This window comes from uncultured Campylobacter sp., from assembly GCF_938039205.1.
In the GTDB taxonomy this organism is placed as follows: Bacteria; Campylobacterota; Campylobacteria; order Campylobacterales; family Campylobacteraceae; genus Campylobacter_A.
On the sequence record NZ_CALHVM010000059.1, the window covers coordinates 20692 to 34252 of the forward strand.

Genomic DNA, 13561 nt, shown 5'->3' on the forward strand with positions numbered 1-13561 from the left:
GGCTAAATTTGGCTCAAAATTCTTAGAGAAGAACAGGAGCGATGAGGAATGCTAACGCAACCGAAAGAGCAACCATGATGGTGCCAGGTACGAAGAATGAGTGGTTAAATACAAATTTACCGACTCTAGTCGTACCGGTATCGTCCATAGCGATAGCGCCCAAAGTCGTAGGATACGTAGGAAGTACAAATAGTCCTGAAACAGCGGCAAATGAAGCGACTAGGATCCAAATTTGACCTGAGTTTTCAGGCGTAGTCATACCTAGCGCAGCAGCGACCGCAGGCATCATAACGCGAGTGGTTGCAGCTTGAGAGTATAGCAAGCAACTTAGGAAATATAGCGCGACGGCTAGTATAAACGGATACTGCGTAACGACGTTTTTAGCTACTTCTTTGATGCTATCGATGTGGCCGTTAACGAAAGTAGTGCCAAGCCATGCGATACCGATGACGCATATGCATGCGTTCATACCGCTTTGGAAAGTGCTGGTTGAAAGCAATTTGCTAGTGTCGACCTTACAAAGCGTAGCGATAAGGAAGCCGATAGTAAGCATAAAGCTGATGATAGCAGCGTCTCTAGAAAGGATAGGTTTTTCCACGATACCAAGGCTCTTTGAAATAACGAGCGCATAGCAAACGACGACTAAAACGCCGACGGCAAATATCGCAACCGATCTTTTTGCATAAGGTTTTAGAGCTTGATACTCTACCTCTTTTATCTCAGAAACAGCGCCTCTAGCAAGCCTGTCTTGATAGATAGGGTCTTTTGAGAGGTCAAGATCATAAAATTTATTTACGATGAAGGCTGTAACGATCATAGCTACAAAAGTAGTAGATATGCAGATGAAAAGCAGCATCGGATAGCTAACACCAAGAGGCTCGCAAACGCCGGTCATAGCAACAAAAGCCGCAGATATAGGGCTAGCGGTGATCGCTACTTGAGATGAAACGACCGAAAGCGCAAGAGGCGCGCTAGGTTTGATGTTTTGCGTTTTAGCAACCTCTACGATAACCGGAATCATAGAAAACGCGGTGTGACCCGTACCCGCTAGTATCGTAAGAAGATACGTAACGATAGGCGCTAGGTAGTTGATTTGTTTTGGGTTTTTGCGCAAAATTTTAGATGCAACCTGAACCAAATAATCAAGTCCGCCCGCGACTTGCATCGCAGTGATGGCTGAAATAACGGACGCGATGATTAAAATAACGTCCATCGGGATATCTTTCATATCCACTTTCATACCAAGCATCGCCAAAATAACGACGCCAAGACCGCCGGCATATCCGACGCCCATACCACCTAGCCTAACGCCCAGGTAGATACCTCCGAGTAGGACTATAATCTGTAAAATCAGCATTATATCCATAGGAAAACTCCTTGTATTAGATTTTGTTTTTTACTTACTAAATTTAGAAAGCGCCGAATTTTACCTCGGCGCTTTAAGACTTTTGCTCAATTATTTACCCATGTGAGGGTTTAACATATTTTTAGGTTCTAGGATCTTGTCTATCTCCTCTTTTTTCAAATATCCGCGCTCTAAGCAGATATCGCCTACGGCTTTGCCTGTTTGCAACGCTTCTTTAGCGATGCTTGCAGATTTTTCGTAGCCGATGTACGGGTTAAACGCAGTTACGATACCGACTGAGCCGAGCACTGATTTTAAGCATGCTTCAGGGTTTGCAGTTAGTTTTCTGATAGCTTTTTCAGCTAGAGTTTTCATCGCGTTTTCAAGGATAAAGATAGAGTTAAATAGCGCATAAGCGATGCCAGGCTCAAACGCATTTAGTTCAAATTCGCCTCTCTCACTGCAAAGCATGATAGTTACGTCGTTACCCATTACCTCGTAGCACGCCTCGCCTACGACCTCTGCGATGACCGGGTTTACTTTACCAGGCATGATGGAGCTACCAGGCTGCATCTGAGGTAAATTTATCTCGCCAAGACCGCATCTTGGGCCTGAGTTCATTAGTCTTAAGTCGTTTGCGATCTTGCTTAGGCGAACGGCAGCTGTTTTTAGCGCGCCGCTAACGTGAACGAAATCTGCAGTGTCTTGAGTAGCTGCGATGAAGTCATCGGCAGGTTTGAAATTTACACCGGTGATTTGGCTCAAAATTTTATGAATAGCCGCTTTATAATCAGGATGGCAGTTGATGCCCGTTCCGATCGCAGTTGCACCCATATTTAGCACAGCCATAGTCTCTCTTGCTGCGGTGATTTTTTCGATATCGCTTTTGATGTAGCTTGCAAATGCGTTAAATGTGTTGCCAAGAGTGGTAGGCACGGCATCCTCTAGCTCGGTTCTACCCATTTTGATGATATCTTTGAAGTCTTTTGCTTTAGCCTCTAGCTCGCTTTTTAGTAGCTCCATAGCCTTTAGAAGGTCGGTTAATTTCGCATAAGCAGCGACTTTAATCGAGCTTGGATAAGAGTCGTTGGTGCTTTGACCGAGGTTTGTGTGGTCGTTTGGATGTAGGTACTGATACTCGCCTTTTTTGTGTCCTAGGCTCTCAAGCGCGATATTTGTGATGACTTCGTTTGAGTTCATATTGGTGCTAGTGCCCGCACCGCCTTGAATCATGTCTACTACGAATTGATCTAAATATTTACCCGCAATTATCTCGTCGCACGCTTTTGCGATTGCGTCGGCTTTTTGCGCGTCTAGAACGCCAACTTCTTTGTTTGCCAGAGCTGCGGCTTTTTTGATTTGGGCAAATGCTTTTACAAAATACGGATAGTCTTTGAGCTGTCGTCCGCTCATGTGGAAATTCTCAAGCGCCCTAAATGTTTGTACGCCGTAATATACGTTATCAGCTATCTCTAGCTCACCTATGAAGTCGTGTTCTCTTCTGGTTCCCATAATGGTACTCCTTGTGATGAAATTGAATAGTGAAACTATAGCGCAATTAAACTGATATTTAAATTAAAAGTTTAATTTTCTATTTATTTTTTTATTACTCTTTTGTTATTTTTATATATCCGTGTGAACTTAATTTATCTTTAAAATAGCCTAAATAACGCAATACCTATTGCTTTTAAATATTATATATTTTTTAAACACGAGTGGTAAATGTATGAGATAGTATTTCTAAATTTTAAATTATTAACTTTTTGTTTTATTATTTTATACTTATAATAAAGCTTAACTTAAAATGTTATATTAATTTTTCTTGAAAGAGCTTAATGGTTTAAATTTTGATTTTTTGAGTGATTTGACGGCTATAAATTTTATATGGTTTTAAATTTGTATTTTTATTGAAGGCTGACAAAAATTTAGTTTTTATAGCTTAAAAATTTGGGCATTAAATTTAAACCCGCTTATTTTATACAGTTAGTTTTTGCTTTGTTTTTTAGGCCTATGCTAATAAATTTAGATAAAAACGTTTCTAGTTACGCGCTATTATCTAAATTTTATAAAATTTAAAGTTAAACCTTATACGCATAAAACCTTATGGGGATTAATGACTTCACACTGCCACTTAGAGGTAAACTATATACAAAATCATATATTAAAAAGGTTTAAAACACCTTATGAAACGATGCCAGCACAGTAAAATTTGAATTACCACAATAGGCAACCTGACAAAGCCTCCCTTAGCAGAATCGCCCATCTTAAGCTCTTTTTTATTATTATATTTTTGGTGCTAAAAAATTAAGCATTTATTCTTACATAGCGTCACTACAGCTATTCTATAGACTAATTATTTATTGGTAACTTTATAGCAAAAACCACAAGAACAGAGACTAAGGTTTTAAGACTCTAAAAACCCTACTTACATCGTCATTTTTACTCAAGCTAAGTCTTACGATGCTATTTTCCAAAGCAGTCAAAGCATGAGTGACGTTTGGCTCGAGCGTAATCATGTCTAGTGTATCCAAGATAACACTATTTTCTCCAACGCTGAAATCTATCTTGCCGCTTAAAACCTGAACCATGATAGCGCCAGGAGCCTTATGTTCCTTCATTTGGGCACCTTTTTCTAAATTTATGCGTATTTCTTTACTGTTCAGCCCATCAAAAAGCTTAGCTATAGTAACGCCGTTAAATACATTATTTTGCCATACGATTTTTTCCATTTACAATCTTTATTATAAAATAATAACAGTATTGTAACTATAATTTTAGATAAAAGAATTGATTTTAATTAAACTAATTTTGAAATTTAAAAAAAGGGAGAGCAAAAGCCTAAAACTAGACTTTTGCAAAGAGCAAAATTATTTTTTAAGCTCTTTAATGCGAGCGGCTTTACCACGTCTATCGCGTAGGTAAAATAGCTTAGCGCGGCGAACGCGACCTTGTCTTAGAACAGTTATACTCTCTAGGCTTTCGCTATAGATAGGGAAAATTCTCTCTACGCCTACGCTATTTGCACCGATTTTTCTGATGATAAATGTTTCGCCAGTTCCGCTTCCGCGTCTTGCTATACAGATACCTTCAAAATTTTGGATCCTCGTTTTATCACCCTCTTTAATGCGGATAGCTATACGCAAAGTATCTCCAGCGCGAAAATCAGGCACAGACTTTTGGGCTATTTGAGTTTGTTCAAACGCCTCAATATACTTGTTTCTCATATTTTTTCCTTAGTCGGCGGCTCAAATTTTCGGTATAAATCCGGACGAAAAAACCTAGTTTTTAAGAACGCCATATTATTTTTCAAAGCTCTGATTTTAGCATGGTCTCCCTTTAAAAACGCTGAAACCACACCAGAGCCTTTGTAATCACTGGGTTTTGTAAAAGACGGAGCCTCAAGTAAATTCCCTTCAAAACTCTCAACTTCAAGACTTTCATTGTTTCCTAAAACGCCGACTATATTGCGAGAAATCGCATCAGAAATACAAAGCGCCCCCAGCTCGCCACCCGTCATCACAAAGTCGCCAATACAAAAAATTTCATCTGCATATTTTTCAATTATACGCTCGTCTATACCCTCATATCTACCGCAAACTAAGCAAATATGCTCTTTTTTTGCCAAACGTCTAGCGTCGTTTTGAGTAAATTTTTTCCCGGCGGGTACAAGAAAAATAGTATGGGGGTTTGGCTTATTTTTTAGTAAAAATTTTAAAGTATCATCAATAGGCTGACACGTCATGAGTAACCCTGCGCCGCCTCCAACCATATAGTCATCTACCTTTTTATGCTTATCTACGCTAAAATTACGAGGATTTAAAAAATCAACCGAAATAAGCTTCTCTTTTTTGGCGCGACCTAAAATACTATCTTCAAAATAAGGCCGTACAAGGCTTTCAAAAAGCGTAACAAAGGTAAATTTCATTAGGAATTTTCCAAAATCAAGATAGCGTTTTTGGTGTAAATTTTTTTATTTTCTACATCTACTTTTTCTATATAAACGTCGATATACGGAATGTAAAAACTTTTTTCCAACCCTTTGGAAATCAAATTTTCATCTGTTTTTACCAAAAAAAGATGATTCGCCCCAACCTCGTCTATATCCTCTACTTCACCCAGCCTTTGATTATTTTCGTAAATTTCGCAACCGATGACATCAAAATAGAAAAATTCACCCTTTTTTAGTTTGCAGTTTTTTCTAGTTTCTTCTTTTGTAGTGTAGATTGTTTTATTTGTGAGAGTTTTTGCGCTGTCTATATCTTCAAAACCGTAAAAAGAGATCGTATCGTTTGCGTGATTGTAGCTTTTTACGACAAGTTCTTTACCGTCTTTATCGCAAAATATAGCATTTTTTTTAAACTGGTTAGGAAAGTTGCCCTTATTATGAAGCTTGACAAATCCCTTTAATCCTACTGTTTTGCCAAGCAATGCGACTTCTACAAGCTCACTCAAGAGGCTTTACCGTAACGCGGTATGATGTCGCATCTTTGGCTTTATAGCCCACGATTACAGTCTTTATCGCGTTTATCATCCTGCCGTCTTTGCCGATAAGCTTGCCTGTATCGACTTTATCGGCGTAAATTATCAGCTCGACAAAATTTTCGCCAAGCTCGACTCGCTCGAGTTTCACTTTATCTGGAAAATCAGCGATGAGCTTAGCATATTCAAGTAAAAAATTTTCTACCATTTTTAATTATTTGCTAGTTATTTTTGCAACCCTATCGCTAAGTTTCGCACCGACGCCTTTCCAATAAGCCAAGCGCTCAGCGTCAAATTTTACCACCTCGGGCTCAACCATCGGGTTGTAGTAACCGATCGACTCTATCCAGCCTCCGTCTCTTCTTTTTCTGCTATCCGTTACGACTATACGATAAAAAGGTTTTTTCTTGCGTCCCATTCTCGTTAGTCTTACTACTGTTGCCATTATACTTCTCCTTCTGTTTTTTAAATAGGCTTAAATTTAGCCACGCTTCGTAGCCAAATTTAAGCCCTTTAATTAGCACGAGTATTTTTAGCTTGGTTTAGTAAATTACCAAGCCCTTTTAAGCCTTCTTTGCCGGAAAATCTCTTTGCTATTTTTGATGCGTTTTCAAACTGTTTCAAAAAGCGATTTACCTCTACTTGAGATAGCCCAGATCCAGCAGCCAAACGTCTTTTTCGGCTGTTGTTTAGTAGGTCCGGATTCTCGCGCTCTTTTTGCGTCATCGAATTTATCATAGCTTTGATATGCAAAATTTCCTTCGAGTTATCAAGGTCGATATCTTTTATCTGATTTGCCACGCTCGAGAGACCCGGTATCATCCCGATAAGGCTTTTCATATTTCCAAGCTTTTTGACGCTTTCCATTTGCGATAAAAAGTCGTTAAAGTTAAACTGTCCTTTTTTGATCTTTTTATTTATTCTTTTTGCTTCTTGCTCATCTATCACGGCGCTAGTTTTCTCAACCAACGTCGCCAAGTCACCCTCACCCATTATGCGGCTCACGATTCGCTCAGGAATAAAGCTCTCCATATCGCCAACTTTTTCGCCGATACCTACGAATCTAAGCGGTATATTTAGCTGTTTTGCTATGCCGATAGCTACGCCGCCTTTGCTATCCGAGTCAAATTTACTTAGCACCACGCCGCTTATTTTTAGCGCGTCGTTAAACGTGCTTGCGGTTTTTACGCCGTCTTGTCCACTCATAGCGTCGACTACGTAAAAAATTTCATGCGGCTCGAGCGTAGACTTGATATCTTTTATCTGCTTCATCAAAGCTTCATCTATAGCTAGGCGTCCTGCAGTATCCACTAAAAGTACGTCGTAAAGCCCGCTTTTTGCTTTAGCTAGCGCCTGCTTAGCTACATTTAGCGGATCGGTTTCATTATCTATGCTAAAAAGCTCTATCTCGTTTGCTTCGCAAAGCTGACGAAGCTGCTCTACGGCTGCCAAGCGTTGCAAATCGCACGCCGCGACCAAAACTTTTTTCTTTCTAAGCTTTAGATAATTAGCTAGCTTTATCGTTGTAGTGGTTTTTCCGCTACCTTGCAAGCCAGCCATTAGCACGATCGTAGGAGCCACGGACGCAAAGACAAAGCCTTGATTGCCCGGCGCGGTTAAAACCTTCGTCAAATTTGACTTTATAGCGTCTAAAAATTGCTTTTGACCTATTCCGCCTTGCTTTAGATCAGCCTCGATGAGAGATAGCAACTCTTTGGTAACTTTGTGATGAACATCGGCTTTTAGCAGTGCTTTTTTAAGCACGTCAAGCGCGTTATTTAGCGCTTTTTCATCGTCTACGAAACGAATTTTACTAACGGCTAAACGAAACGACTCGCTGATTTGTTCAAACACATTCTACCTTTTATTTACATTGTATAGCTAAAGCGCGTATTTTATTAAATTTAAGCTTTATCGCTCTTTAAATCTCAAAATTTCTTGAAATTTCAAAACCGAGCTTGTTAAAATCGCTGCTCAAATTTGACCTTAATTTATAGCCTAAAAGCTCGATTTTATAAGCGTGCAGATACATTCTTGCGGATTTATTTTTAGCGTATTTTTCATCGCCGACGATCCCGTATCCAGCGTGATTTAGGTGCACTCTGATTTGGTGCGTTCTACCGGTTTTTATCTCGACTTTTACGAGACTTTTTTTGCCAGCGACCATCACTGGAGTTACGTGCGAAAAGGCCTCTTTGCCGTTTGGCGAGATTTTAGAAAACGCGCCGCCTTTGTTTTTTAACGTGATTATAGGTTCGTTTACGCTAAATTCCTCACTCACGATGCCTTTTACTGCCGCGACGTACTCTTTTTTTACGCGGCAGTTTTTAAACTCCTCGATCGCTTTTTTTTGAAATTCCTCGTTTTTTACAAGCAAAAGCACTCCGCTTGTTTCCTTATCAAGTCTGTGAAGTAGCGGAAATTTATAAATTTCGCTCACTTTTTCCGACGTTAAAAATGCCGGTTTATCAACCGCGATCAGGTTTTCGTCTTCAAAAATCACGCTTGGGCGCGGCAGTTTTTGTACGTTAAATTTAGTCGCCGCGCTCATCATAGCGCGCGCCACGGCGATCCTCTGTCCTTTGGCGCTAACTAAGCCTGCGTCAATCAGCTCCTTTGCCTCGCTGTTTGAGATGCCCTCCTGGATCGCCAGTAATTTATAGGCTTTTTCTTCTTTCATAAATTTTCCTCAATATCTTTTAAAATCTCGCTTGCATCGCCTTTGGCGACGATTTTTGCTTTTGGTAAATCTTGCCGTAAAAGTACATTTATCTTGCCCGCTTTTGCAAATTTTATGCCGTCAACCGCGCTATACAAGGCTTTTTGATTAAATATAAACTCCCCGCTTATCACCGCGTTTTCAAACTGCGCCGCCTCGATCGGATTGTGTCCGCCGACGTTTGGCACGAAGCTACCGCCGAGCACTACGACGTCGCTAAATTTATAAATATTTACCAGCTCGCCCATCGCATCGACCAGCACGCACTGCGCGTCAAAGTTTTTAGTTTCGCTAAATTTAGAAAAACTAAGTCCATTTTTAGCAGCAAATTTAGCCAAAATCTCGCCTACTTCGCCAAATCTTTCCGGATGACGCGGCACTAAAATCAACTTATCGTTTGCACTCAAATTTAACCCGCGCAAAATCAGCTCCTCTTCCCCTGCATGAGTGCTAGCCAGCACGATCACGCGCTCTTTTGGCTTAGCATAAATTTTACTCGGATTTAGCAAAAAGGCTGATTTTACATTGCCATTAACGACGATATTTTTAGCGCCGAGCCGCTCTAGACGCTGTTTATCCAGATCGCTTTGAGCGTAAATTTTATCTATAAATTTAAACAAATACCTGTAAAAAAAGCCAAATTTGAGATAACTTTTGTAGCTCCTATCAGAAATCCTAGCGTTTATCAAAATGACGCGCGAGCCTTTAAATTTAGCCCAAAAAACAAGCCCCAGCCAAAGCTCGGCCTCAAAAATAACCGTTATTTTAGCAGGCTTTAGCCAAAACGGTAAAAATATCTCAAACGGTAAAAAGCGCGTATTTTGCGTGATCTTTTTCGCCTCGTCAAAGCCGGTTTTGGTTACGACCGAGACTGCGGCCGCGTCTTTAAATTTGCTAACTAGCGGCGCGATAGAACGCACCTCGCCAAAACTGCACGCGTGAAAATGCACGCGCGAGGCGTCAAATTTGGGATTTTTAAACAAAAAAAATCTAGCGGGGATTGAGGCTCTGTACTTTTTCTTAAAAGCTAAAATCGCAAGCGGTAAAGCCCCCAGGGCAAACGCCGCGAGGACTAAAACGTAATAAATTATTATCAAATTTAAAGGCTAGTTCGCCGCTTCTTTGTATAAAATTCGGCCGCAATGAGGGCAGGTCACGATGTCTTCGCCCTTGATGACGGCAGAATAAGTCTTGTCGTTTATCTGCATAAAGCAACCGTAGCAGGCCTGCTTTTTGACCGGCACGACGGCGGTGTTGTGCGCCCATTTGCGGATCTTCTCGTAAAATGTCAAGATTTTTTGATTCATCTCGCCCACTAGCTTATTTTTCTTAGCGTATATTTCATCTCTTTGCTGCTCGATAGCGCTGACTTCGGCCGAGATTTCACTCTCGATTTTTGTCAAATTTTCGCCAAGCTCCGCGGCCTTCGCCTCAAGCTCGCTTTTAAGCGCATTTTTGCTATCTATGATTTTTTCTAGTCTTTCGACCTCTTCGTTTGCGGCTTCTAGCTGCTCTTTAGCTAGCTCGTCTTCTAGCTGAAGCGCCTTTATCTCTTTTTCTGTTTTTGCAGCGCCGCTTTTTTTGGCGACGTCTTTTATTTTCGCGCTAAATTCGGCTATGTGCGCGTTGGTTTGAGATTTTTGATTTTTTAGCTCGGTCACGCTCGTGGTCGCATCCTCGATCTGTGCTAAAATTACCGCCTGCTCGTCTTTAGTCGCTTTTAAAACGCTTTGAACTTTCTCAAGGCGCGGAGTAAAATCGTCGATGTCTTTATCGATGCTTGAAAGCTCGACTAGCTGTTCTAAATATTTATTCATCTTTTTCCTTTAACTGTATGAAAACGGGTTTTTTGAGTTGGATATTATAGTAGGAATCGGCAAAATTTGCAAATATTTTGCAAGCGACTCCCCAAAATACCGCTCACTCTCAAAGTGTCCGATGTCTAGCATAGTAAGATTATTTTGCACGGCGCTCATGGCTTGATGGTACTTCAGATCCCCGGTTAAAAACAGGTCCGCTTTAACGATATCAATCAAATCACCGCCACTTCCCGTACAAAATGCAAGGCATTTTATAGGCGCATTATGATCAAATTTTCGCCCCTTACAAACCCTTAAATGGCTCAAATTTAGCTTTGTTTTTACCCTCTCGCAAAGCTCGTCAAAGCTCAAATTTACGTCCGCATAAAGTACGAATCCATCGCGCTCCTTTGGCGTAAAGCCCAAAATTTCGCTTAGCACGTACTCATTTAGATGGCTTAGATCATAGTTCGTATGCATAGCGATTAAACTTAAATTTTTAGCCATCATTTTTGCGATTAGGCTACTTGGATATGTGTCAAAATTTAACGACTTTAGCCCCTTAAAAATCAGCGGATGATGCGCGATGATGAGCGAGTTTGGCTGCACCTCGTCTAAAAGCTTGTCATCGACGTCAAGGCTAAGGTAAACGCGCTCCACATCCGTCTCAAACGAGCCCACGAGCAGTCCGCTGTTATCCCACTCCTCTTGACTCGCAAACGGGCTAATCTCGTCTAAAATTTTATAAATTTCGCCGATTTTCATCAAATTTTATTCGCCCTTCGCGTCGTTTTGGGCGGCAGCGTCGATACTAGCTTTATACGTCAGCGCGCACTCTTTGGCTAGCTCGCGGATTTTTAGGATGTAGTCTTGTCTTTGCGTTACACTGATCGCTCCGCGCGCGTCAAGGACGTTAAACGTATGCGCTGCAAGCATGCAATAATCATACGCCGGTAGCGAAATTTTAGCCTCCAAGCAGCGTTTACACTCGCCGAATGCATTTTCAAACTGGCGAAACAGCATATCTACATCGGCGATTTCAAAGTTATATTTGCTCCACTCAAATTCACCCTGCTTATGCACGTCGGCGTAGGTAACGATGTTGCCGCCCCTATCGTCCCAAACGATGTCGTAGACACTATTTACGTCTTGTAGATACATAGCTAAGCGCTCGAGGCCGTAGGTGATCTCGGCAGAAACCAGCTCGCATGCGATGCCACCTACTTGCTGAAAATACGTAAACTGCGTCACCTCCATGCCGTCTAGCCAGACCTCCCAGCCTAGCCCCCAAGCGCCCAGCGTCGGGCTCTCCCAGTTATCCTCGACGAAGCGAATGTCATGATTTTTCAAATTTAACCCGAGCTTTTCAAGGCTTTTTAGATAAAGCTCCTGTATATTTTCGGGGCTCGGTTTAATGAGCACCTGAAACTGATAATAAGCGCCTAGGCGGTTTGGGTTTTCGCCGTATCTACCATCGGTCGGACGGCGAGACGGGGCTACGTAGGCAGTCGCCCACGGCTTTGGTCCGAGGCTCCTTAAAAATGTCGCCTGATGATAGGTGCCAGCACCCGCAGGCATATCGTATGGTTGCAGTATCACGCAACCCTGCTCGCGCCAGTAGTTTTGTAACGTCAAAATAATCTCTGAAAACGTCATTTTTCTTCCTTTTTAAAATTTATTTTAGATAATGTATAACCGCGCCCGGCCCCAAAGGTAGGTCAAAAGCATACCAAACCGACATCAGCGCCGCCCACGAGAGTAAAAATGCGACCGTATAAGGCAGCATGATCGAGACTACCGAGCCGATTTTTAGCCCCCTGTCGTAGCGCTGCATAAACGCCACTATCAGCACGAAAAACGGCATCAAAGGCGTGATGATATTTGTCGTCGAGTCGCCTATCCTAAACGCAGCCTGCGTTAGCTCGGGCGAGAGGCCTAGATTCATAAACATCGGCACGAAAATAGGCGCCATCATGGCCCATTTGGCCGAATCCACGGCGATAAATAAATTTATAAATGCAATCACGACTATAAAAACGATAATGAGGCTAAGCCCTGTTAAGCCAATATCTTTTAAGAAAACCGAGCCTTTTATCGATAGCACCAGCCCGATGTTTGAGGCGTTAAAGAGATATGTAAACTGAGCCGCAAAAAATATCAAAACTAAAAATCCCGATAGCTCGGCGACGGCTTGCTCCATAAATTTGACCGCGTCGCCGCTGTTTTTTATCGTCCCGGCTCCTGCGCCGTATGCTGCGCCCGCTACTATAAAAAATAGCATCATAAAAATGATGATAGAGTGCATGAAAACGGACTTCGTAAAGCTCTCGCCCTCTTTTGCACCAAAGAGCGAATTTGACGGTAAAAGCGCCGCCAACAAAAGGACCGAGAAAACAACCGTCGCGATGAGTGCAAATTTTAGCCCGCATTTTTGCTCCGCGCTGATCTGGTCGCGCTCGCTTAAATTTAACGCGCCCTCAAAGCTAAATTTACCCAGCCTAGGCTCGACGATCCTATCGGTCACGAAAGAGCCCACGATCACGATCAAAAAGGTAGAAGCTATCATAAAGTACCAATTTGCCGTAGCCAAAACGACATAGTCGGGATTTAGCACGCTAGCTGCCTGCGTAGAAAACGCCGCAAACATCGGATCGTTCGTGCCGATTAGCAGATTTGCCGACCAGCCACCGCTAACGCCCGCAAAAGCCGCCGCCAGCCCCGCGATAGGATGGCGTCCAAAGCCCGCAAACAAAATAGCCCCGAGCGGTATCAGTACGACGTAGCCGACTGAGGAGGCGACATTTGACATTACGCCCAAAAAGATCACGATAGGAGTTACCCATTTTTTAGACGATTTTAGAGCGATTTTTTTAACCAGCGCCGATAAAAGCCCGGCCTTATCCGCCACGCCGATACCTAAAATGATCGCAAAAACCACACCAAGAGGATAAAAACCGGTGAAGTTTTTAAGCACGGATGAAACAAAGGTTCTGATACTATCAGCCGAGAGTAAATTTACGACGTTTGCGCTTAGCTGCGAGATCTGACCGTCTTTGATAGCCTGATAGCTAACTCCGACGCCAAGCCTCTCTAGCACAAATGACAGCAAAATCGTAATAATCGAAAGATGGACGAAAAGCATAGTGGGATTTGGTAGCTTGTTGCCGAATTTTTCGATAAAACTTAAGATCGATCCGCTATTTTTGTTGTCCATTTTGT

15 protein-coding genes are annotated in these 13561 nt (G+C 42.0%); all 15 read right to left on the minus strand.

From position 1 onward, the window contains the following. Window positions 1-22: 22 nt before the first annotated feature. Window positions 23-1366, minus strand: a complete 1344-nt coding sequence (locus Q0394_RS09825) for an anaerobic C4-dicarboxylate transporter (RefSeq protein ID WP_298947310.1) — start codon at window positions 1364-1366, stop codon at window positions 23-25. A gap of 90 nt (window positions 1367-1456) precedes the next feature. Beyond that, window positions 1457-2857, minus strand: a complete 1401-nt coding sequence (locus Q0394_RS09830) for an aspartate ammonia-lyase (RefSeq protein WP_298793058.1) — start codon at window positions 2855-2857, stop codon at window positions 1457-1459. A gap of 884 nt (window positions 2858-3741) precedes the next feature. Next, window positions 3742-4074 carry a cupin domain-containing protein gene (locus Q0394_RS09835; RefSeq protein ID WP_298947312.1) on the minus strand — a complete coding sequence of 111 codons (333 nt, stop codon included), beginning with the start codon at window positions 4072-4074 and terminating at the stop codon, window positions 3742-3744. A 138-nt stretch (window positions 4075-4212) separates the two neighbouring features. Beyond that, window positions 4213-4569: a 50S ribosomal protein L19 gene (gene rplS, locus Q0394_RS09840; protein WP_002951216.1), complete on the minus strand. Its 357-nt coding sequence runs from the start codon at window positions 4567-4569 to the stop codon at window positions 4213-4215. After that, window positions 4566-5270, minus strand: coding sequence for a tRNA (guanosine(37)-N1)-methyltransferase TrmD (gene trmD / locus Q0394_RS09845; protein ID WP_002946328.1), 705 nt, complete (start codon window positions 5268-5270; stop codon window positions 4566-4568). Before trmD ends, rplS begins: the two co-directional genes overlap by 4 nt. After that, entirely contained in the window at window positions 5270-5797 is a 528-nt protein-coding gene (rimM, locus tag Q0394_RS09850; protein ID WP_298792123.1) for a ribosome maturation factor RimM, read from the minus strand. The genes trmD and rimM overlap by 1 nt, the downstream gene beginning before the upstream one ends. Next, window positions 5790-6032, minus strand: a complete 243-nt coding sequence (locus Q0394_RS09855) for a KH domain-containing protein (RefSeq protein WP_298792125.1) — start codon at window positions 6030-6032, stop codon at window positions 5790-5792. The genes rimM and Q0394_RS09855 overlap by 8 nt, the downstream gene beginning before the upstream one ends. A gap of 6 nt (window positions 6033-6038) precedes the next feature. Further along, entirely contained in the window at window positions 6039-6269 is a 231-nt protein-coding gene (gene rpsP / locus Q0394_RS09860) for a 30S ribosomal protein S16 (RefSeq protein WP_002951203.1), read from the minus strand. Window positions 6270-6337: 68 nt separating this feature from the next. After that, window positions 6338-7678, minus strand: a complete 1341-nt coding sequence (ffh, locus tag Q0394_RS09865; RefSeq protein WP_298792127.1) for a signal recognition particle protein — start codon at window positions 7676-7678, stop codon at window positions 6338-6340. Between the two features lie 67 nt (window positions 7679-7745). Further along, entirely contained in the window at window positions 7746-8504 is a 759-nt protein-coding gene (locus tag Q0394_RS09870; protein ID WP_298947315.1) for an RluA family pseudouridine synthase, read from the minus strand. Further along, the gene (gene waaA / locus Q0394_RS09875) at window positions 8501-9640 is read right to left on the minus strand and encodes a lipid IV(A) 3-deoxy-D-manno-octulosonic acid transferase (protein WP_298947316.1); all 1140 of its coding nucleotides are present in this window, start codon (window positions 9638-9640) and stop codon (window positions 8501-8503) included. The genes Q0394_RS09870 and waaA overlap by 4 nt, the downstream gene beginning before the upstream one ends. 9 nt (window positions 9641-9649) lie before the next feature. Next, entirely contained in the window at window positions 9650-10360 is a 711-nt protein-coding gene (locus Q0394_RS09880; RefSeq protein ID WP_002946305.1) for a zinc ribbon domain-containing protein, read from the minus strand. 9 nt (window positions 10361-10369) lie between these two features. After that, window positions 10370-11107, minus strand: coding sequence for a Nif3-like dinuclear metal center hexameric protein (locus Q0394_RS09885; protein ID WP_002946302.1), 738 nt, complete (start codon window positions 11105-11107; stop codon window positions 10370-10372). 6 nt (window positions 11108-11113) lie between these two features. After that, window positions 11114-11998, minus strand: coding sequence for a glycine--tRNA ligase subunit alpha (glyQ, locus tag Q0394_RS09890; protein WP_002946299.1), 885 nt, complete (start codon window positions 11996-11998; stop codon window positions 11114-11116). Between the two features lie 19 nt (window positions 11999-12017). Then, window positions 12018-13556 carry an AbgT family transporter gene (locus Q0394_RS09895; protein ID WP_298947318.1) on the minus strand — a complete coding sequence of 513 codons (1539 nt, stop codon included), beginning with the start codon at window positions 13554-13556 and terminating at the stop codon, window positions 12018-12020. Window positions 13557-13561 lie beyond the last annotated feature (5 nt).